Consider the following 19,391-nt stretch of genomic DNA (forward strand, 5'->3'; position numbering starts at 1 on the left):
AAAGGCCCCAAGGATTATACGGGGTCTGTAGTTTGACCTTGTTTTTCCAGGCAAATATCTTACTTCTCATCCCAAAGCACGTCATTACATTTTTTTTCAGGTTTCCCCTGATCGTTACTCGCAATGATGTGATGAATAGAAAAAGGCGATTTTAATAACCCGCCTGCCCAATCTCCAGTTTGCTGATCTTACCGTCGGCATCAACCGTAAACTTAAAATAAGTTTTAAAATCGCCCCACTGGTCGCTGTGAAATTTGCCGTAAATATGCGTGCCGTTTTGTTCAGCCTTATCAATGCTGGTAAAACGCTCATGCCCTAAAGCCTTTTCAAAAAAGCTTTTAAAGTTCATCTTGTTGCCATCGTCAAAAAGCTGCGAATCCTTGCCGAACAAAGCAAACCAGGCTTGTTTATCACCGCTTTGCAGGGCGTCAATGGCTTGTTTTACTACCGGGTTAGTTAGCTTTTCAGTATTCATGGTATTGATGTTTTGTATGGTTGAAGCAGGTGTTTTTGCAGCTTGAGCGTTTACAGTTGAAGTAATTAGTGTGCCGTATATGATATAATGATTAAGTGTTTTCATGACATAGTAGATGTATAAATCAAATAATACTCTTTTAAAATCCTGTTAAATAAAAGATAGCAGGTTATAGCTAAGACCACAACCTGCTACCCTATGTTACTAAACTGATAATTAATTTGTTGCGCCGCCGTTTACCAGCAAGTGCTGGCCGTTCACAAATGATGAAAGATCGCTGGCGAAAAACTCGGCCGCATTGGCCACATCTTCAACTTCGGCCAGGCGGCCCATCGGACAGCTGTCAAGCAATTGTTTCCTTAATTCGGGATAACTGTCAGCGTCTGCAAAGATACCTGAATGATCAACAGCAAAGGGTATGATAGAGTTAACTGTTACACCACGGTGACCAATTTCTTTTGAAAGGATATCAACCAGGTAACGGGGGGTGGTTTTACTGCCGCCATATACTGCCATTCCGGGTACAGGGAATGAAGTGGTGCTTGAAGCTATGTAAATGATGCGGCCATTATCCTCCACATTTTTAGCAGCCTGCTGCATGGTAAAGTACGTGCCTTTAGTGTTAATGCCGAACACGCGGTCAAACTGTTCTTCGGTAAAATCAACTACAGGTGTTTCAACCAGCTCGATACCGGCATTGGCCACTACGATATCTATTTTACCAAAAGCTGCTTTGGCTTCTGCAAACAGCCTTTCAATATCAGCCACTTTACTTACATCGGCCTGTACCGCAATTACCTTTACGCCCATTGCTTTGATGTTGCTTACCACTTCATCTGCCGATGCTTTATCGCGTGAATAGTTGATCACGATATCGGCGCCTAATGCTGCATAACGTTCGGCAATTGCTTTACCTAAACCCCGGGCTGAGCCGGTTATTACTGCTACTTTATTATTTAATGAGTTCATGATTGTTTTCTTTGATTTTTTGTGATTTCACCGATGAAGGATGATTTCACCGATTTTTTTTGTTTTTTGATTCTTTTCGTCTTGTTTCTCTATATTCCCCCTTTAGGGGGTTAGGGGGCTTAAGCCATTGCACCATTCAGGCCTATATTTTGTGCACTGATCCATTTGGCATCATCGCCGGCCAGGAAGGCTACAGTTTTGGCGATATCTTCAGGTTCGCCGATGCGGTTAAAAGCTGATAGTGATGCCAGGCGGTCGATGATTTCCTGTGGTTTGCCTTTGGTGAACAGTTCGGTATTGGTTGGGCCGGGAGATACTGTATTTACATTAATACCTCTTGCGCCAACCTCTTTTGCAAATACGCGGGTTAATTGTTCAACCGCACCTTTAGTTGCTACATAGGTGCTGTAGGTTGGCATCATGACGCGGGTAGTGGTTGATGAAAAGTTGATGATGCTGCCACCGTCGGCCAGTTTGGTAGCGGCCTCACGCATGGTGTTAAATGTACCGCGAACGTTGATATCAAACTGGCGGGTAAAGTCCTCGTCGGTAGTGTCTTTTAAAAGTTTTGTGATCATGATGCCGGCGTTGTTTACCAGCACATCAATTTTGCCGTAATGGGCTATTGCTGCATCAAACATGGCTGCCACTTCGGCGGCTTTACTTACGTCGGCCTGCAGGGCAATGGCGTCACCGCCTTGTTGTTTGATGGCGTTTACTGTTTGGTCGGCAGCTTCTTTACCGCCTGCATAGTTGATAATTACTTTAGCGCCTTCGGCTGCTAATTTGTGGGCTACTGCTGCACCGATGCCCCTTGAGGCGCCGGTTACTAATACTACTTTTGATGCTAATGTGTTCATGGTTTCCTTTGTTATTTTGTTTATGTTTTGTCGTTGTTGATTGACAATACAAAGGTGGGGAGAGCAGGCCCCCTGAATGATACACATATTAAAGCATTACATACGAATATCTAAGATTGGTGTTTTTTATGGATGGGCAGGGGTATTGATTGCTGATGTTTTGAGCCATCTATTTTTGTCCGCAGACAATCGCATTGAAAATGATATCAATAAGTAGCATATTAAATGTCTGAGATTAAATGAGCTTAATAATGACGTGATTGTTAGTTATAAATTATTAAGTATATTTTTCGATCGGTTTATGAATATGGGCGTTGCCTGCGGCCCGTGCTATCCGCTCATACTGCACAGGCATTAGCCACAAGGCCGGTATCCGCTACTATCACTAACGCGGTCCCGCGCACTATCGCTGAAAATGTACTTTATACGTCAGTACGGTTTTTTAAGGGGCGCCTGATGGTTACTCGCAGAGGCGCTAAGGAAAAACCTTTGCGTCTTTGCGCCTTCGCGAGAAACCAGGCTAACAAATAGAGCATGATTATTTATTGCTAAATATTTAACTTGCATTAACCAAATAAACCTGCCATGAATAAAGTATTGATAATAGCATTGCTGCTGCTAAGCACAACCCTGCAAGCCGCCGAAAAAGGGATTAAATTTGAACACGGCCTTACCTGGGCCCAGATCAAGGCCAAAGCAAAAAAAGAAAACAAGTATGTTTTTGTTGATGGCTTTACAAGCTGGTGCGTACCCTGCAAAATGATGACGCAGGAGATTTTTCCTCAACAAAAGGTGGGCGACTTTTTCAATAAAAACTTCATTAACGTATCTGTTCAGTTTGATGTAACCAAAAACGATAATGCCGATGTAAAACTGTTTTATAAGGATGCTAAATATTTAGCAAGCACTTACAAAATTACGGCCTACCCAACATTTTTATTTTTTAACCCGGATGGCGAATTAGTGCACACCATAGTAGGCGGCACAACTAAGGCCGATGAATTTATAGCCAAAGCAAAACCGGCTCTTGATCCGGCCACACAATACACGCATCTGAAAAACCAATTTAAACAGGGCAAAAGAGATCCTGCATTCCTGCTGAAGCTTGTAAATGCTGCCCAGCAAACCGGCGATTTTGAATTTATCCCCATTGCGGCAAACGCTTACCTGGCTACCCAAAAAGACCTGCTTGCTGAAGAAAATATAAAACTGGTAGCCATTGCCACCAAAAAAAGCACGGATCCAGGGTTCGCCGTATTACTTCATGATGGAGATAAAGTAGATGCCGTAGCCGGTAAAGGACAAAGCGCAATCATTATTAACAATATCGCTTTTGATGAGCTGATACTTCCGCAATTAAGAAAAGATGGAAAAAGAGTAGATAATGGGTTTATGTTTTATTACACAGGCGATGTTATAAAAGATGTGAACTGGGATAATGTTAAATCTAAAATTGAAGCCAAATACCCCAATCAGGCCGCCGATATGATCATTTGCGCCAAACCGGCTTATTATCAATGGTGCAAAGATAAACCACAGTTTATCGCAGCCGTTAACGCCTATACAGCCAAACCTAAAGGTTTTGACACCAATATGCTCAACTCATATGCATGGGATATATATCTTGAAAATGATGAAAAGGAATATTTAAAAACGGCAGCCGATTGGTCAAAATCCACACTTACCGGCAGCAATGAAGAAAACCTGAACTACCTGAACACTTATGCCTGCCTGTTATACAAAGCCGGAGAAAAGGACGCAGGCATCGCAGCTTTCGAAAAGCTGATTAAGATAAACGGGAAAGAAAACGAAGAGCTATCCAAACAGCTGGACAAAATGAAAAAGGGCGAAAAGATCTGGTAGTATTGCGGAGCAGTCTTATACACCATGCATAGCGAAGCAGAGCGTATAAGACTATTCTTTTCTAAAGGAACCTGTATTCTATCGAAAGAGCTGTGAGATCCAAACGATGTATATACTCATCCTTTGCAGAAGGGCATTTTTGTTGATGTAGTTTAGTAAAGTGAGGTCAAATTAATAATCCTCTCCGTTTAATTGATCAATGTACGAGTCCCCGTTTTTTGAAGTTGACTTTGACAGCTCGTTTTCAAAATCACTTTTACGGCCAAGCATGGTAAAGTTTTCTGCCACAATTTCGGTAGTATACTTTTTTATCCCTTCCTTATCCTCAAAGGAGCGGGTACGGAGTTTGCCCTCAATATAAACCAGCTTCCCTTTTGAAAGGAATTTGGCGGCTACTTCGGCCAATCCGCGCCACATCACAATGTTATGCCACTCGGTTTGTTCAACCTTGCGGCCGTCCTTATTAAAGGTTTCGGAAGTAGCTAAAGGGAAACTCGTAACGGATACTCCGCCTTCTAAATTCCGCACTTCAGGGTCTTTGCCTAAGTGGCCAACGAGTATTACTTTGTTTATTCCAGACATGCCATAAATTAACGCAAAATTATTTTACAAATTAAAAATATTTTTTAATAATATAAAAATGATTTTAGGTAATGCTAACTCCGGTAGGTTTTGAACGTTGGTTTTAACCCAGTTTTCATTCATTTTGGGGGGCTGATTTTCAATTTTTATCAGCCTTACAAAAAGCCGCTGATGGGTAAGGATATGTTTATGTACCGGCGAAATTTCAATTGTCTCAATATCATTACCAAAAACAGTTAAAACTTCAGGTTGTTTCAGCAGGTCTTTTACAGTTAAAAGTGAACCGGTTTCTACCATTGGCAAATCAAACATATTGGCCCAGATGTCTTTATCGCCCCTTTTGTTCATTAAAACGGTATCGCCATCAGTTATCAGGAAATAATTAAAAAAGCGTTCGCGAACTTTTACTGTTTTTAATTTCACGGGCAAACCGGCCACTGCATTGTTGTTAAATGCTACGCAGCCTGTACGGACAGGGCAAATTCCGCAGGTTGGATTTTTAGGTTTGCACAGCATGGCGCCAAACTCCATCATAGCCTGATTATGTAGTCCCGGCATTTTCTTATTAAGAAAATCATCAGCAACCTGCTGGAATGTTTTTTTACCGCTGGTTGAGTTGATGGGCTCATAAATCCCCAGGTACCGGGCCAGCACCCGGTAAACGTTACCATCAACTACGGCTTTGGCCTCATTGGCAGCAAATGAAGCAATGGCTGCAGCGGTGTATTCGCCAATTCCTTTTAGTTTTATCAGTTCGTCATAGCTGTCCGGAAAGCGGCCTTTATGGAGCTCCTGTACCAGTCGGGCTGTTTTAAGCATGTTGCGCCCTCTTGAGTAGTAACCCAGGCCCTGCCATAGCTTCAGGATCTCATCTTCATGAGCGGCGGCAAAGCTGCTTACATCAGGATATTTTTCAAGGAAGCGATAAAAATAAGGCATCCCCTGTTCTACCCGGGTTTGCTGCAGTATGATCTCAGATAGCCAGATCACATACGCATCGGTAGTGTTACGCCAGGGCAGGTCGCGTTTGTTGTTCAAGTACCATTGTACCAGTTCGTCGGTAAAATTCATTGATGTAAAAGTAACAATGTAATGGAAGAACCAGGAAACCGGAAATAAGAAAGCAAGAATCAAGAGGTAAGAAATCAGGACGCAGGACTTCAAACAGGACATCAGGAATTTAAGAAGCCTGAACGCTGAAAATCCAGGACCGAAGGACAATTTCAGTTTAAAAAAGTGTGAAAGCGAAGTGTTGGTCAGGCATATCAAAATGGTGGTTTTTCACACTTTTTTTCACACTTCTTTACACCTGCAAATTTGCGTTTAGCCCGTGATTTATAAGCCTCTCATACTCAAAATTGTAACGAAAATGTAGGTTTTACGCTATTGACAAAAAAAAACAGATAAATATTTCGCTGTTAACGGATAAAGCAATACTTTTGCAACCCCAAAACAGTTAAGTATTTATAAAATAAAATTAAGTAAATAAGATATGACTAAGGCAGAAATTATAACTGAAATCTCATCAAAGACAGGTATAGAGAAAGTAGACGTGCAGGAAACTGTTGAGGCGTTTTTCAAAGTTGTTAAAAGCTCAATGGTTGGCGGCGAAAATGTTTATGTAAGAGGGTTCGGTAGTTTTGTAGTTAAAAAAAGAGCTAAAAAAACAGCGCGTAACATTTCAAAAAATACTGCCATCATTATCCCTGAGCACTTTGTGCCAAGCTTTAAACCAGCTAAAACTTTTGTTGAGAAAGTAAAGTCAGGTAACAAAACCAGCAAAAAATAATTATACGCCATCATGAATAAAAAACAAATAGTCGTTAGTGCAGCCGTAGTTGTTATTATGGGCTATTTGTATTGGTTGCCCGTAAAAGGTTTAGTAAAGCCAAAAGACGATAAAAACAGCAAACCGACAATGGCCGCCTCTGCTGGCGCTGCTAAACCGGTAGCTAATATTACCGTTGATATGGTATCTGCCCCCGCCAAAGCAGCTATTGGGGATGCATTGGCAGCTAAGATAAACGACCTTGAAGCCCAGTTAAAGAAAGCATCAGACGCAGATGCACCAGCTTTGCAAGCGCAACTGGCTAAGCACTGGGACGATGTTAACCAGCCTGCACCCGCAGCTTTTTACTACCAGGCATTAGCCCGTAAGCAAAACAAGGTGCAAGACTGGATAAACGCAGGTAACCGTTTTAATGATGCATATAAACTTACTCAGGATACTTTATTGCAGCCCGCTTTTGTAAGCAACGCAGCCGAAGCATTTCAAAATGCTTTGAAATTACAACCCGAAAGCCTTGAAGGTAAAACCGGGTTGGGCATAGCTTATGTAAACGGAGCAGCAGGCCCCATGCAGGGCATTGCGCTACTGCTTGAGGTTGTTAAAAAAGATCCGAATAACTGGAACGCAAACCTTAACTTAGGTATGTTTGCCATGAAATCGGGTCAGTATGAAAAAGCGGTAGGCAGGTTTAAAACACTGCTTGCACAAAAGCAGGAACTGGAACCTACTTTTTATTTAGCCGAAAGCTATAAGCAATTAGGTATGAAAAAGGAAGCTATTGATGCTTACCAGAAATGCAAAGAAATGATGCCTGACCCTGTATTCAGTCAGCGCATTGATGGATATATCAAGGAATTAAATAACTAACACACATTTAAAAATTATTATTATGCCGAGCGGTAAAAAACGTAAAAGACACAAAATGGCTACCCACAAACGCAAAAAACGTTTGAGAAAAAACAGACATAAAAAGAAATAAGCTGCTTTAACCAATGCAGATTTTACCTGCCCCAAACCGGGGCGGGTAACTTTTTATTATTAGTGTTTTTTTACCCACTTATTAACACACGGTTTTTACCGTTATAAGAAATGGAGTAGCAATTGATAAAAGAATTAATTATCGATTCATCCCCCAACGGGGCTACCATTGCATTATTACAGGATAAACAACTCGTAGAGCTTCACAAAGAACAGGTAAGCAACAACTATACAGTTGGCGATATTTACCTGGGCCGCATCAAAAAGATCATGCCCAGCCTAAATGCCGCCTTTGTTGACGTTGGCTATGAGAAGGATGCCTTTTTGCATTATCTTGATCTTGGTCCGCAGGTACAAAGCCTGCTTAAACTAACCAAGCAAGTACGTAGCGGGGGATATCAGTCAAAGCTATTGGATGGGTTTAAGCTTGAGGCCGATATCAATAAGGGAGGAAAGATCTCTGAGATATTAACCAAAAACCAGCTTATCCCGGTACAAATAGCCAAAGAACCCATATCAACTAAGGGGCCACGCTTAAGTTCCGACCTGTCAATAGCAGGCCGGTATGTTGTTTTAGTACCTTTTTCGGAAGCAATTTCTATTTCGAAAAAGATAAAAAGCAATACCGAGCGTACACGGCTTCGTAAAGTAGTTGAGAGCATTAAGCCAAAACATTTTGGCGTTATCATCCGTACAGTTTCCGAAGGTAAAGGGGTTGATGAACTACAGAAAGACCTGCTTGACCTGATCTCGAAATGGGAGCAGTTTATTACCAAGCTGCCTTCTGTTGAGCCTTCAAAAAAGGTATTGGGCGAAATAGGGCGTACATCAACTATCCTCAGGGATATTTTGAACCCCGATTTTCAGCACATTTATACCAATGACAATAGTATGTTCGAAGAAATTCGTTCATACATTCATGAGATCTCGCCCGATATGGAAAGTATAGTCCGCCTGCACAAGCATAAGGAACCTATATTTGACCATTTTGGTATCGAGAAGCAAATCAAGGGCGCGTTTGGCAAAACTGTTAACCTTGCCGGTGGTGCATACCTGGTAATTGAGCATACTGAAGCCCTGCACGTTATTGACGTAAACAGCGGTAACCGTACAGCCAGTAAAGAAAACCAGGAAGAGAACGCTTACCAGGTAAACAAGGAAGCTGCCAAAGAAATTGCAAGGCAATTACGCCTGCGCGATATGGGCGGCATTGTGGTGATCGATTTTATCGATATGCACAAACCGCAAAACCGCAAGGAGCTTTTTGATTTTCTGCGTGCCGAAATGCAGTACGACCGTGCCAAGCACACCATTTTGCCCCCAAGCAAATTTGGACTGGTGCAAATCACCCGTCAGCGTGTAAGGCCCGAAATGAATATTGTTACCAGCGAGGTTTGCCCTACCTGTAACGGTACAGGTACTATAAGGCCAACCATTTTGCTTATGGACGATATTGAAAACAATTTCAATTACATTCTTACCGAGCAAAACGAAAAAGGTATAACCCTGTGTGTACACCCATATATTGAGGCCTTTATTAAAAAGGGCATCTATAACCGCCAAATGAAGTGGTTTATAAAATATGGCCAATGGATCAAGGTTAAAAGCAACCCATCCTACCAAATCACGGAGTTCCATTTCTTCTCCTCAAAAGACGAAGAAATTAAACTGTAAAAACTTCAGATGTGCAACTGTTTGAAAAGGGCACAAAATTAAAGATCTTTAAAAAGAGCAGATGTTTGGATGAGCATCTGCTCTTTTTTTGTTTAAGGGGAGAGTTAAGCTGAAAGCTTAACTCATTTTAGATCGAAGTTACGCTGTCGCTAAACTTCAACCAGTTGGAGCGTAAAACAAAGTTATCGCCTATTTTTAACGGAGTAAGGTTATACAATTGTTACTTTCGGATATATTGAGTTGACGGTTCCCATACTCTAAAAACCTGGCCGCTCAGATATCCAAACGCACTTTTATAATAAGCATGGACAACCCTTTCATGAGATACCGGGTATTGGCCGGCTATAGGCGTATTCATCATGCCATCATAATTTTCAAGAACAACACCAGGGCTGATTGCGTTAACCCGAATTCCACGCTTGAGTTCGATATTCGCTGCAAAGACAAAGTTTTCTATGCCTCCATTAACCACACTGTAATTGATCGTGCCTTTTATGGGATCATCGGATAAAAAACCGGAGGTAAGGGTGAAAGATCCGTTATCATTAATCAGTTCCTTGCCTATCATCACCAGGTTGATCTGTCCCATCATCTTTGTTTTGATGCCCGAGTACCAATTCTCTTCGGTCATTTCGTCAAATGGCCCTACCCAACAGTGGCCGGCAACATTGATCACCGAATCAAAGCTCCCCACTTTAGCATACATAGCTTTGATCTGGTCGGCTGATGAAATATCGGCATGAATATCGGTTGCCCCATTTCTTGAAACGGTGATAACATCAATGTCGTTATATTTTTTTAGCTCTTTAAAAATGATTTTTCCGAGGATCCCTGTTGCACCTATAAGTATGACTTTCATATGTATATTGGTTGATTCTAATTGTTTGCACGTCAAAATAAAACCTTTAACTTCATATAAAAAATAAGTACGAAATAGCATATACAGTATGAAAAACCATAGTATTGCTGATATCCAGCGGGATAAAATGCAAGCAGCATCAGAAAAATTTTGCCCGGTAATTGCAACTATCGATGTCTTATCCGGGAAATGGAAAATGCCGATCTTATGGGAACTGTATCATGGGGTTAAAAGATTTGGTGAATTAAAAGAAGCTATGCCCAAAGTGACACCAGGCGTTCTGAGCACACAGCTTCAGGCGCTGGCCAGTGAAGGAATTATCCGGCGTGAGCTTTACGCCGAAGTTCCACCAAAAGTTGAATATTCGTTAACGGCTAATGGCCGGGCATTAGTTTCGGTAATTTGTGCTATGGAAGAGTGGGGTATCGATTATCTTAAAAACGCAAATTCGGCTTTTAACCCGGATTGCCTTTGGACTAACGTATAGTTATATGGAAATAGTTGATAAAATAAAGGAGATTTTCACGCCGCACTTTGATGCCTTGGTAATAACACGGTCAATACCACATAGCTTAACTGAGGATGTCGTTATTACCATAGATGCAAATTGTAAAGGAAAGGCTTACAAACGAGTTTTTAGAGAGGCTGAACTTTTACAACTGAATGAAGAAGGTAAGTTATCTGAAACAATAAGAGCTCTTTGCGCGATAATGCTCACATCAGAAGAGTAGGCTTTCGACGTTTAGCTGCAGCTGTTACTGGTCGAAGTTTAGCGACAGCGTAAATTGTTCTAAAATAAGGCAAGCATTTTGCTTGCATACCTGGAATATTAAAATAGGAATTTACCCTTCTTATACAGTTAAGCTGAAAGCTTAACCTATTTTAGATCGAAGTTGTGCTGTCGCTAAACCTCGACCAGTTGGTGGCTATGCCTTGTGGCCTGTATACAAGGTGTAATTATTTGAGAATGTTGAATAATTCTGTCAAGTTGTTGGCTATGAAGTATACGTTTTCTGGATGATGGTGATTTGTGTTGACAGTTTCCCTTTCATGATCCCAAAAGTATATTCGGTTATCATTGCAAGATATACAAATTAAGTTACCCCCTGGATCATGAGCAATCGGAATGAATGATTCTGGTATTCTTATTTCATTTACTTTATAAATAGTTATATAGTCTTCTAAATTATCAAAGTCACCAGCATATATTGCCAGGAACCAATCAATATTGGACTCGGTAACTTGTCCATTTTCTACAAATTCGAAAGTATTAGGATTACACTGGCCACCATTATAAGTCAATAAATGTTTTACATACTCATCTGGAAACGACAAGCTATATTTTATTTCTATTGATCTTATATCATTCAGTGTTAAATTGTCTTCTGTATTAAAAAATTCCAGCATTGTCTTTTTTTGAAGTCGAATTTACATGTTATAATGAAAAGCCTTTGATGTGAGAGGTGTTTGTTGTTGCATATCTGGCATCATCTTATTTATATTTATATTCCAAAACCTTATGTCGCTTTTTGTCCTTGCGCAAAACGTCTAATGGGATATAATCACCCGTCACTACATCCATATATCGGATAGCTAATGTGTTACTGTTCACGAAAAAATTAAAATGAGTAAAATAGGCGTACCCATTATCTTCACATACTTTTACCCAGTAATCTCCACCTTTCTTAACCGGTCGCCCATTAATGTAATCAAGCAAGTGGCGTTTATTATGACTATGCTTAACCACGTAGGAATTAGCACGTTTAACTTCCTGGAGGTCTAATATCAAATCCATTATTTTTGATTCGAGCACAGAATCACGCTTAATTAGGGCTATTACTTTGGAATTAGGTACCAGTAATAATAAAATCAGGAGATTTAATAAGGGTTTCATTGTACAATAAATTTACATATTAAGATTGGTGGTTATAGTCAATCTGATAGTAGACAATCAACCTTCAAAAAAACTGTAACTTGCCGGCATCTACTCACACTATGAATAAAAGTTTTTGAGCTACGTTGCAATGCTGTTACTCGTTTCGGCCTGCAAAAAAAGCATAAATAACAACACTACTGCCGTCTACTACTGGAAAACCGGCTTCACACTCAACCCGCAACAAACCGCGCTGTTACAGCAAACCGGCAACAACTCCAACTTACACGAGGATGCAGTGTAAGCAAAGATCGCGGCGTACTCGTGATGCCCATCCAGGATAGAAACTAATTTGAAAACCCACGTGCATTTTTATTTCTTCCGGATATAAATGTGTTTGATGTGGTGATTTTTACCACTTTCGCGCTCATCTACTTCAAACTGTTTCATACTTTTTATAAAAGGGAGCATTTTAAGGAAACCGTAATTTCTTGGATCAAAATCGGGCTTCTTTTTCAACATCAGATTACCCAGATCGCCCAGATAGGCCCAGCCATTATCGTCTGCTAAATCGGTGATGCTGGTAACAATTAGTTTAATGATCTCCGGATCAATATTACTTAGTGGCTTATCTTCGGCTTGCCTGGTTTTTTTTGACGTGGATTTAGGTTCATCTTCAACTGGCGCAACAAGCTCTTTCTTAAGGATCTCGATATAAATAAACTTGTCACAAGCCGTTATAAAAGGGTTCAGGGTTTTCTTTTCGCCAATTCCAATCACTTTCATCCCTGCTTCGCGCAACCGTGTTGCCAGCCTGGTAAAATCACTGTCGCTCGACACAATGCAAAATCCATCCACCTTACCGGTATACAAGATATCCATTGCATCAATAATAAGCGCGCTATCGGATGCATTTTTCCCGGTAGAATAACTGTATTGCTGAATGGGGGTAATCGCATTTTCTAACAAAACGTTCTTCCATCCCGAAACCGTGGGTTTAGTCCAATCCGCATAGATCCTTTTAAAAGTAGGCGTACCGTACTTCGCAATTTCCTCAAACATTTCTTTCACATTGGCATAAGGCACATTATCCGCGTCAATAAGAACGGCTAACTTTAGGTCTTTTTGAGTTTCTATCATATTAAGTTTTAAGCTAAGCGCTTTTTATAAAACAGATCGTGCATAATGTAGGTACGGAAAATAAAAATTCAAAATAGTGACTATCACCTTCTTTGAGCGCAAGCCTGTCGTGTGCCCCGCTTGTAAAGTATAAGCCATACATCAACGCCGTATTTCCTCTTACCAATCTACCAAAAAATCCCGTACTTTACCCCCGGTAAAAATAGTCTGCTGCCTCAACTTATGTTTAGATATTTCCGGTGGTTTGCAATTGTAATCATCACGCAGATAACAGCTTCCTGCCGCAAGCCCGGCACAGCATCAACAGCATTTTACTACTGGAAAACCGGTTTCAACCTCAATGAGCAGCAAACAACCTTACTAAAACAAACCGGTAACAACGCATACATCCGTTTTTTTGATGTAAGCTGGAACGATAAGCAGCAACGCGCTTACCCCAATGCCGTAGTGCAGTTCAATGAGTTACCGGCGGGTTTAAACATTACCCCGGTTATTTACATCACCAACAAAACATTTGAAAACATTCCCGATACTGCTGTAGCCACCCTGGCGGGGCATTGCAATAAGCTAATAAATGATCTCGCCGGAGAAAAGCATATCAGCTACACCAAAGTACAGGTTGATTGCGATTGGTCGTTAAGTACCCGGGCCAAATACTTCAGCTTCCTTATAGCTTTTAAAAAACTGAATCAAAAGCAACTGGAAGCTACCATCCGCCTGCACCAGGTTAAATTTAAAGATCGTACAGGAGTACCACCTGCCGACCGCGGCGTGCTGATGTTTTACAATATGGGGAAACTCAATGCCGGTCTGCATCAGCCTAATTCAATATATAATGGCGATGATGCGGATAAGTATATTGCTTATTTGGGCAGTTACCCTTTAAAACTGGATATCGCCTTACCCTTGTTTTCCTGGGCTATCCACATCAGGGATGGCCGGGTGATACAGGTATATGGAAAAATAGGGCGAAGGCAGCTTGCCGATCAGGTTCATTTTGAATCAGTAGAAGGGGAAGCTAACTATCGTGCAAAAACAAGCTTTTTTCTGGAAGGTATTTATATCAAACAAAATGATATTTTTAAACTTGAAGAAACGGATAGCAACGCGCTGGATGCTGCCGCCAAACAATTAACACAGCATTTACCTAAACAAAAACATACAACCATCATTTACTATGAACTGGCCAACATCGATCCTGAAAAATTTAATGCGGAAACAATCCGGCAGGTTTCTGCTCGTTTTTAGCTTTTGTACGCTGGCCATAGCAGGCGTGATCTGGGCCTGTGCCGATTCTGACGATTCCGACTATTCTGTTTTCGCGCCCGAATATTTTGTTAATAAACAGTACTCTCCGTTTTTTTATTCCAGCTATGAGGTTTATTACGGCCTGCGTTATGCCGAAAGCAGCAATACACAATACAACAACATCATAGTTAACGAGTGGGACACCCACTTCAACCACCAGTTTGCCAATGTTTCGTTACAATTTTTGCTGCTGAAAGCAACACCCGGTCAGGTCGATTCGGTGTACCGCAGATTTACCGGCGCCCTAAAAACGCTGCCCGCCAGATATCCCGCGATAAGCACGGGTAATGTTTCGCCAAAAATGTTAACGGCATTTTATACCTACCTTAAACTGGCTAAAACCTGTGAAACATATGCTGTAAATGATTACGACTCGTGGGAAAAGGTTACCCCCAATCACGCTGCAGCCAATTTGGAAGGCACGCTGGTAGGCGCTTATAATAAAGAAACCGATCCGTTTATTAAGGAGCGCTTATGGTTTCAAATGGTGCGTTACTATTATTTTGCTAAGGGTAGTGACAATGCCAAAACCATAAAGCTATTTGATCAGTTTAAAACACATTTCCCCAAAAACCTTACTTATTACCGTACCATGGGCTATGTGGCCGGCTACTATTATCAGCAAAAAAACTACGCATTATCCAACTACCTGTATAGCCTGTGTTACAATTATACCTATACCCTCAAGATCCCGAGTTTCTGGAGCTTTCACCCGCAAAATGAAAGCGACTGGCAGGCAACACTAAAACTGGCAAAAACGCCCGAAGAGAAAATTACGCTGTGGCATATGCTGGGCGCTCGGTATGACGAAGGCCGGGCTATCAGAGAGATCATTGCCATTAACCCAAAATCTGAAAAGCTCGACCTGTTATTAAGCAGGCTCATCAATATCCGGGAAGCAGGAACTTTACCAATTGAAACCCCACCGGTGGATTCGGCACGGAAGGCGGATGCAGGCAACAGGCAGCTTGTTGAAAGCATCGCCTTAAAAAATAATACGGCCAAGCCTTATTTCTGGAACCTGGCGGCCGGTTACCTTAATTTTTTAGACAGGAACTACACCACAGCCGGTAAGTTTTACGCTGCTGCTAAAAAGCAATTACCAGCTGGCGATAAAATGCTTACAGCACAAAGCAAACTGCTTGATATTTTGCTGTATGTTAAAAACCTGAAGAAGATGGATGCCACTGCCGAAGTAAAACTGGTTGAACCCTTAAACTGGCTGGCTAACCTGCGTGATGATAAAATTGAAGTAACTGATTTAAGGTTTAATAACGCGATAAGCGATTGCAACCTTGCCATTTCCAAATTGTATAAAAAACAGGGTGACCATGTTAAAGCCGTGTGCTTTGATAACAGCAACCGCGATTTTTATGCCGATAGCGCCAACGTTACACATCTTATTAACTTGTTGAACAAGCCTGCTAAAACACCATTTGAGCAGGCTATGCTGCGCTATTACCCAATCGGTACCGACAATCTTTACTATCACCAGGCCATTATGCTGGCATACAGGCAGCAAACGCAAAAAGCCATAACATGGTTTAAAAAAATGCAGCCTGATACAACCACGTTTTTGGGGAACCCATTTAACGGGCGGATGATTGACTGCCACGACTGCGACCATGCCGCGCCCCAAAAACAAAAATTTACCACGTTGAGTTTTTTGCAAACGCTTAACGATATGGAAACCGAAATTAAGGCCGGCAAAAACCTTTACCGTAATGCCTACCTGGTTGCCAATGCCTATTACAATATTACTTATTATGGCAACGCCCGGGCGTTCTACGAGTCGGATGTTGTGATGCCTGGGGCTTTAAGCCGCGATTATTACGGGGACGAAGAAAAGATGGATGATAAGCTAACGTCGATGCGCATAGCTATAAAATATTACGAGATGGCCCGTAAAAATGCCGCTACCGATGAGCAGCGTGCCCGCTGTACATTTATGCTGGGTAAATGCGCACTGAATGATATTTATAATGATCCGGAATTTAAAGGTGCAAATAAATTTGCCGATATAAAAGCGAGCCAACCGGTAATTGATGCCTATTACAACTATTTTGCCGAGTTAAAGGGAAAGTATAACCAAACGGTTTATTATAAAGAGGCGTTGAAAGAGTGCGGATATTTCAGGGATTATGCAGATAAGAAATAAAAGTGAAATTGCTAATTAATTTAGTAAAAATCAAAATAATCTGCATATTTGCACATCTGTAATCTGCACATCTGAATAATGGCCAAATCCAAGATCGCTTATTTCTGTCAAAGCTGTGGCTTTGAATCGCCCAAGTGGCTGGGTAAATGCCCGTCATGCCAGCAATGGAACACTTTTGTTGAAGAGGTGATTGAAAAAGGCAATGCATCGGTACCGGCCTGGAAACCTGCATCAACCAGTCAGCAGCGGGCCAACAAGCCTGTGCAGGTGACCGATATTACCTATAGCGAAGAACACCGTGTACCTACGCCGGATAAAGAATTTAACCGCGTTTTAGGCGGCGGTATAGTACCGGGCTCACTGGTGCTTATCGGCGGTGAGCCGGGCATAGGCAAATCAACCCTGATGCTACAGCTTGCGCTCAATATGCCCCATCAAAAGGTACTGTATGTATCGGGCGAGGAAAGTGACCGGCAAATTAAGATGAGGGCGGAAAGGTTAATGCCCCCCCCGCCCCCTAAAGGGGGTGCCAACAGCGGCAACTATACAGGGCTAAGCAGTATAGAAGCACCCCCTTTAGGGGGCGGGGGGGGCGGCACATGCTATATCCTTACCGAAACATCAACCCAAAACATATTTAAGCAGATAGAGTCATTAGAGCCCGATCTCGTGGTGATCGACTCGATCCAAACCCTCCACTCGGCGCATATCGAATCAACGCCGGGCAGCGTATCGCAGGTTAGGGAATGCACCGCCGAACTATTGCGCTTTGCCAAGGAAACCTCGACCCCGGTATTTTTGATAGGCCATATCACCAAGGATGGCATGATAGCCGGGCCAAAAATATTGGAGCATATGGTTGATACCGTGCTGCAGTTTGAGGGCGACAGGCACCACGTATACCGCATATTGCGCACTATCAAAAACCGTTTCGGCTCGGCATCTGAGCTGGGTATTTACGAAATGATGGGTGAGGGATTAAGGGAAGTATCTAATCCATCAGAAATTCTGCTCTCACACCGGGAAACACCGTTGAGTGGTATCACTATTTCGGCCACTTTAGAGGGCATGAGACCGATGCTGATTGAAACCCAGGCATTGGTTAGCGCTTCGGCCTATGGCACGCCTCAGCGTACTGCTACAGGCTTTGATACCAAGCGCATGAGTATGCTGCTTGCCGTACTGGAAAAGCGCTGCGGTTTCAGGCTGGGCGCAAAGGATGTATTCCTGAATATTACCGGCGGCATAAGGGTTGAAGATCCGGCTATTGATCTTGGTTTGGCGGCTGCAATTATCTCCTCACATGAGGATATGCCTATTCCGTTCAAAACCTGTTTTGCAGGGGAACTCGGTCTTTCGGGTGAGATCAGGGCTGTAAACCGAGTTGAGCAGCGCATTGCCGAAGCCCAGAAGCTTGGCTTTAACCAAATCTTTATTTCCAAATATAACCTCCCGGCAAGCGGCCAGGATAAAAAGCGCATGGACTTGTCCCGCTATGATATCGACATTAAAATTGTAAGCAGTATTGAAGAGGTATTTGGATTATTGTTTGGATAGAGATGGGAAGCTTAAAGCTAAAAGCAGTTTTTGCTTCTTGTCATTTCGAACGAACCAGAGAAGGGATGCGGGTGGAGGTGAGGAGAAATCTTCTACACCATAAAAGCCGCACTGTATAGTTCGCTATTCATGTCGTAGAAGATTTTTCGCTATCGCTCAAGAGATAAGTTTCTCTTTCGCCCTGGCACCCAGGCCCACACCTGCTCTATCGAAATGACAGTTTTTATAATTACTTAAAACTTGAGGTTTGTTTTGAGCCAGTTCTGTACATCTTCCTGGCTGGTGATCTCGGCCGGAAGTTTATCGTGGATCAGTTTTTCCATTTTATTACCGGTGTTTGCAAAACGGTAATCCCATATCATCATTAACTTATTGATCAGGTATACCATTTCGTTGCCCTCGTTTTTATTAAACGCGGTATGATCGGGCCTGCCATTTACACGCGGATCATTCTGAATGTAAGTGGTCCATTGATAATCGTTATAGTGTAAGTTTCTTCTTGAAAAGAGGATCATAAGCCGGTAAATTTCTTTAAATGTACGTATAATTAAATGAACAGGGCCGGAAAGGGAGTTTTAAATGAGGCTTAACCGGCTTTTCAGGAGGATGATTTTAATAATCGATTCGTTATATTTGTATTGCGATGCAGTTATCAACTAAGGACATACAGATACTAAAGGATTACTTTTCGGGGCAGCCTGTAATAAAGGCATATCTTTTTGGTTCCTACTCGCGCAATGAAGCTGATCAGGAAAGTGACGTAGATATACTGGTTGACCTTGACTATTCAAAACATATAGGTTTGGGCTTTGTATCTATGCAGGCCGATATACAACAAAGACTCCATAAAAAAGTAGACCTTGTTTCATCAAAAGCTATTTCAAAATACCTTTCTCCATTTATCGAAAAAGATAAAATCCTGATTTATGAGAGGTAAGATGGGCGATAGCCAAAGGTTGCTTCATATTTTAGAAGCAATTGATGAGATCCATTCTTATACTTTAAATACCGACTTAGCAATATTTCTTTCAAATTCAATGATGCGGTTTGCATGCGTTAAGCAAATTGAAATAATTGGTGAGGCCGCAAACTATATTACCCCCGAAACAAAGGCACTGTTCACTGATTTGGAATGGAAACAGATCATCGGAATGCGGCACATTCTTGTTCATGAATACTTCGGCGTTGATTTTGACCTCATTTGGCAGGTCATCATTAATGATCTTCCTATTTTGAAGCAAAAGACCTTGACTGTATTAAACGCAATCGGGTAATAATATTGATATAAATTTTTTCGCTATTTAAT

At 41.8% G+C, this 19,391-nt stretch carries 22 protein-coding genes; 12 read left to right on the forward strand and 10 right to left on the reverse strand.

Going from position 1 to position 19,391, the window contains the following annotated elements; genetic code table 11:
• Nucleotides 1-151: 151 nt before the first annotated feature.
• From ACFFGT_RS20520 to ACFFGT_RS20530, 3 genes are all read right to left on the reverse strand, one after another.
• Nucleotides 152-580, reverse strand: coding sequence for a hypothetical protein (locus ACFFGT_RS20520; RefSeq protein WP_377024380.1), 429 nt, complete (start codon nucleotides 578-580; stop codon nucleotides 152-154).
• A gap of 111 nt (nucleotides 581-691) precedes the next feature.
• Nucleotides 692-1,444 (reverse strand): SDR family oxidoreductase, encoded by a 753-nt coding sequence (locus ACFFGT_RS20525; RefSeq protein ID WP_377024381.1) that lies wholly within the window; start codon nucleotides 1,442-1,444, stop codon nucleotides 692-694.
• A 119-nt stretch (nucleotides 1,445-1,563) separates the two neighbouring features.
• Complete coding sequence (locus tag ACFFGT_RS20530; protein ID WP_377024382.1) at nucleotides 1,564-2,304, reverse strand: SDR family oxidoreductase; 741 nt, start codon at nucleotides 2,302-2,304, stop codon at nucleotides 1,564-1,566.
• 585 nt (nucleotides 2,305-2,889) lie between these two features.
• Here ACFFGT_RS20530 and ACFFGT_RS20535 point away from each other — a divergent pair.
• The gene (locus tag ACFFGT_RS20535; RefSeq protein ID WP_377024383.1) at nucleotides 2,890-4,167 is read left to right on the forward strand and encodes a thioredoxin family protein; all 1,278 of its coding nucleotides are present in this window, start codon (nucleotides 2,890-2,892) and stop codon (nucleotides 4,165-4,167) included.
• A 171-nt stretch (nucleotides 4,168-4,338) separates the two neighbouring features.
• Here the strand turns inward: ACFFGT_RS20535 and ACFFGT_RS20540 are convergent, their stop codons facing one another.
• Nucleotides 4,339-4,749 carry a single-stranded DNA-binding protein gene (locus ACFFGT_RS20540; RefSeq protein ID WP_377024384.1) on the reverse strand — a complete coding sequence of 137 codons (411 nt, stop codon included), beginning with the start codon at nucleotides 4,747-4,749 and terminating at the stop codon, nucleotides 4,339-4,341.
• 24 nt (nucleotides 4,750-4,773) lie between these two features.
• Entirely contained in the window at nucleotides 4,774-5,820 is a 1,047-nt protein-coding gene (gene mutY / locus ACFFGT_RS20545) for an A/G-specific adenine glycosylase (RefSeq protein ID WP_377024385.1), read from the reverse strand.
• 421 nt (nucleotides 5,821-6,241) lie between these two features.
• Between mutY and ACFFGT_RS20550 the strand changes: the two genes are divergently transcribed.
• The 3 genes from ACFFGT_RS20550 (at nucleotide 6,242) to ACFFGT_RS20560 (ending at nucleotide 9,190) form a co-directional block, all read left to right on the forward strand.
• Complete coding sequence (locus ACFFGT_RS20550; protein ID WP_090534644.1) at nucleotides 6,242-6,538, forward strand: HU family DNA-binding protein; 297 nt, start codon at nucleotides 6,242-6,244, stop codon at nucleotides 6,536-6,538.
• Nucleotides 6,539-6,550: 12 nt separating this feature from the next.
• Complete coding sequence (locus ACFFGT_RS20555) at nucleotides 6,551-7,405, forward strand: tetratricopeptide repeat protein (protein ID WP_377024386.1); 855 nt, start codon at nucleotides 6,551-6,553, stop codon at nucleotides 7,403-7,405.
• A 234-nt stretch (nucleotides 7,406-7,639) separates the two neighbouring features.
• On the forward strand, nucleotides 7,640-9,190 hold the full coding sequence (locus ACFFGT_RS20560; RefSeq protein ID WP_377024387.1) for an Rne/Rng family ribonuclease: 1,551 nt from the start codon (nucleotides 7,640-7,642) through the stop codon (nucleotides 9,188-9,190).
• A 220-nt stretch (nucleotides 9,191-9,410) separates the two neighbouring features.
• Here the strand turns inward: ACFFGT_RS20560 and ACFFGT_RS20565 are convergent, their stop codons facing one another.
• Nucleotides 9,411-10,049, reverse strand: coding sequence for a short chain dehydrogenase (locus tag ACFFGT_RS20565; RefSeq protein WP_377024388.1), 639 nt, complete (start codon nucleotides 10,047-10,049; stop codon nucleotides 9,411-9,413).
• An 88-nt stretch (nucleotides 10,050-10,137) separates the two neighbouring features.
• Between ACFFGT_RS20565 and ACFFGT_RS20570 the strand changes: the two genes are divergently transcribed.
• Both ACFFGT_RS20570 and ACFFGT_RS20575 read left to right on the forward strand, forming a co-directional pair.
• Complete coding sequence (locus ACFFGT_RS20570; protein WP_377024389.1) at nucleotides 10,138-10,536, forward strand: winged helix-turn-helix transcriptional regulator; 399 nt, start codon at nucleotides 10,138-10,140, stop codon at nucleotides 10,534-10,536.
• Between the two features lie 4 nt (nucleotides 10,537-10,540).
• The gene (locus ACFFGT_RS20575; protein ID WP_377024390.1) at nucleotides 10,541-10,780 is read left to right on the forward strand and encodes a hypothetical protein; all 240 of its coding nucleotides are present in this window, start codon (nucleotides 10,541-10,543) and stop codon (nucleotides 10,778-10,780) included.
• Nucleotides 10,781-11,006: 226 nt separating this feature from the next.
• On the opposite strand, the gene ACFFGT_RS20580 is transcribed toward ACFFGT_RS20575, so the two are convergent.
• A complete protein-coding gene (locus ACFFGT_RS20580) occupies nucleotides 11,007-11,456 on the reverse strand; it encodes an SMI1/KNR4 family protein (protein ID WP_377024391.1) in 450 nt (149 codons plus the stop codon).
• A gap of 85 nt (nucleotides 11,457-11,541) precedes the next feature.
• Nucleotides 11,542-11,844, reverse strand: coding sequence for a hypothetical protein (locus ACFFGT_RS20585; protein WP_377024392.1), 303 nt, complete (start codon nucleotides 11,842-11,844; stop codon nucleotides 11,542-11,544).
• 229 nt (nucleotides 11,845-12,073) lie between these two features.
• Here ACFFGT_RS20585 and ACFFGT_RS20590 point away from each other — a divergent pair, with 229 nt between their 5' ends.
• Nucleotides 12,074-12,226 (forward strand): hypothetical protein, encoded by a 153-nt coding sequence (locus ACFFGT_RS20590; RefSeq protein WP_377024393.1) that lies wholly within the window; start codon nucleotides 12,074-12,076, stop codon nucleotides 12,224-12,226.
• Nucleotides 12,227-12,294: 68 nt separating this feature from the next.
• Here ACFFGT_RS20590 and ACFFGT_RS20595 read toward each other — a convergent pair whose 3' ends face one another.
• Nucleotides 12,295-13,062, reverse strand: coding sequence for an NYN domain-containing protein (locus tag ACFFGT_RS20595; protein ID WP_377024394.1), 768 nt, complete (start codon nucleotides 13,060-13,062; stop codon nucleotides 12,295-12,297).
• A 222-nt stretch (nucleotides 13,063-13,284) separates the two neighbouring features.
• On the opposite strand from ACFFGT_RS20595, the gene ACFFGT_RS20600 reads away from it, so the two are divergent.
• The 3 genes from ACFFGT_RS20600 to radA all read left to right on the forward strand — a co-directional run bounded on the left by ACFFGT_RS20600 (nucleotide 13,285) and on the right by radA (nucleotide 18,085).
• Nucleotides 13,285-14,310 carry a hypothetical protein gene (locus ACFFGT_RS20600; protein ID WP_377024395.1) on the forward strand — a complete coding sequence of 342 codons (1,026 nt, stop codon included), beginning with the start codon at nucleotides 13,285-13,287 and terminating at the stop codon, nucleotides 14,308-14,310.
• A complete protein-coding gene (locus ACFFGT_RS20605) occupies nucleotides 14,240-16,528 on the forward strand; it encodes a hypothetical protein (protein WP_377024396.1) in 2,289 nt (762 codons plus the stop codon). Before ACFFGT_RS20600 ends, ACFFGT_RS20605 begins: the two co-directional genes overlap by 71 nt.
• A 78-nt stretch (nucleotides 16,529-16,606) precedes the next feature.
• Nucleotides 16,607-18,085 (forward strand): DNA repair protein RadA, encoded by a 1,479-nt coding sequence (radA, locus tag ACFFGT_RS20610; RefSeq protein WP_377024397.1) that lies wholly within the window; start codon nucleotides 16,607-16,609, stop codon nucleotides 18,083-18,085.
• 233 nt (nucleotides 18,086-18,318) lie between these two features.
• On the opposite strand, the gene ACFFGT_RS20615 is transcribed toward radA, so the two are convergent.
• A complete protein-coding gene (locus ACFFGT_RS20615) occupies nucleotides 18,319-18,600 on the reverse strand; it encodes a hypothetical protein (RefSeq protein WP_377024398.1) in 282 nt (93 codons plus the stop codon).
• Nucleotides 18,601-18,728: 128 nt separating this feature from the next.
• On the opposite strand from ACFFGT_RS20615, the gene ACFFGT_RS20620 reads away from it, so the two are divergent.
• Together ACFFGT_RS20620 and ACFFGT_RS20625 are read left to right on the forward strand one after the other, a co-directional pair.
• Complete coding sequence (locus ACFFGT_RS20620) at nucleotides 18,729-19,022, forward strand: nucleotidyltransferase family protein (protein WP_377024399.1); 294 nt, start codon at nucleotides 18,729-18,731, stop codon at nucleotides 19,020-19,022.
• 1 nt (nucleotide 19,023) lies between these two features.
• A complete protein-coding gene (locus ACFFGT_RS20625) occupies nucleotides 19,024-19,359 on the forward strand; it encodes a HepT-like ribonuclease domain-containing protein (RefSeq protein WP_377024400.1) in 336 nt (111 codons plus the stop codon).
• Nucleotides 19,360-19,391: the final 32 nt, after the last annotated feature.

The sequence above is a fragment of the Mucilaginibacter angelicae genome (assembly GCF_042434235.1).
GTDB lineage: Bacteria > Bacteroidota > Bacteroidia > Sphingobacteriales > Sphingobacteriaceae > Mucilaginibacter > Mucilaginibacter angelicae.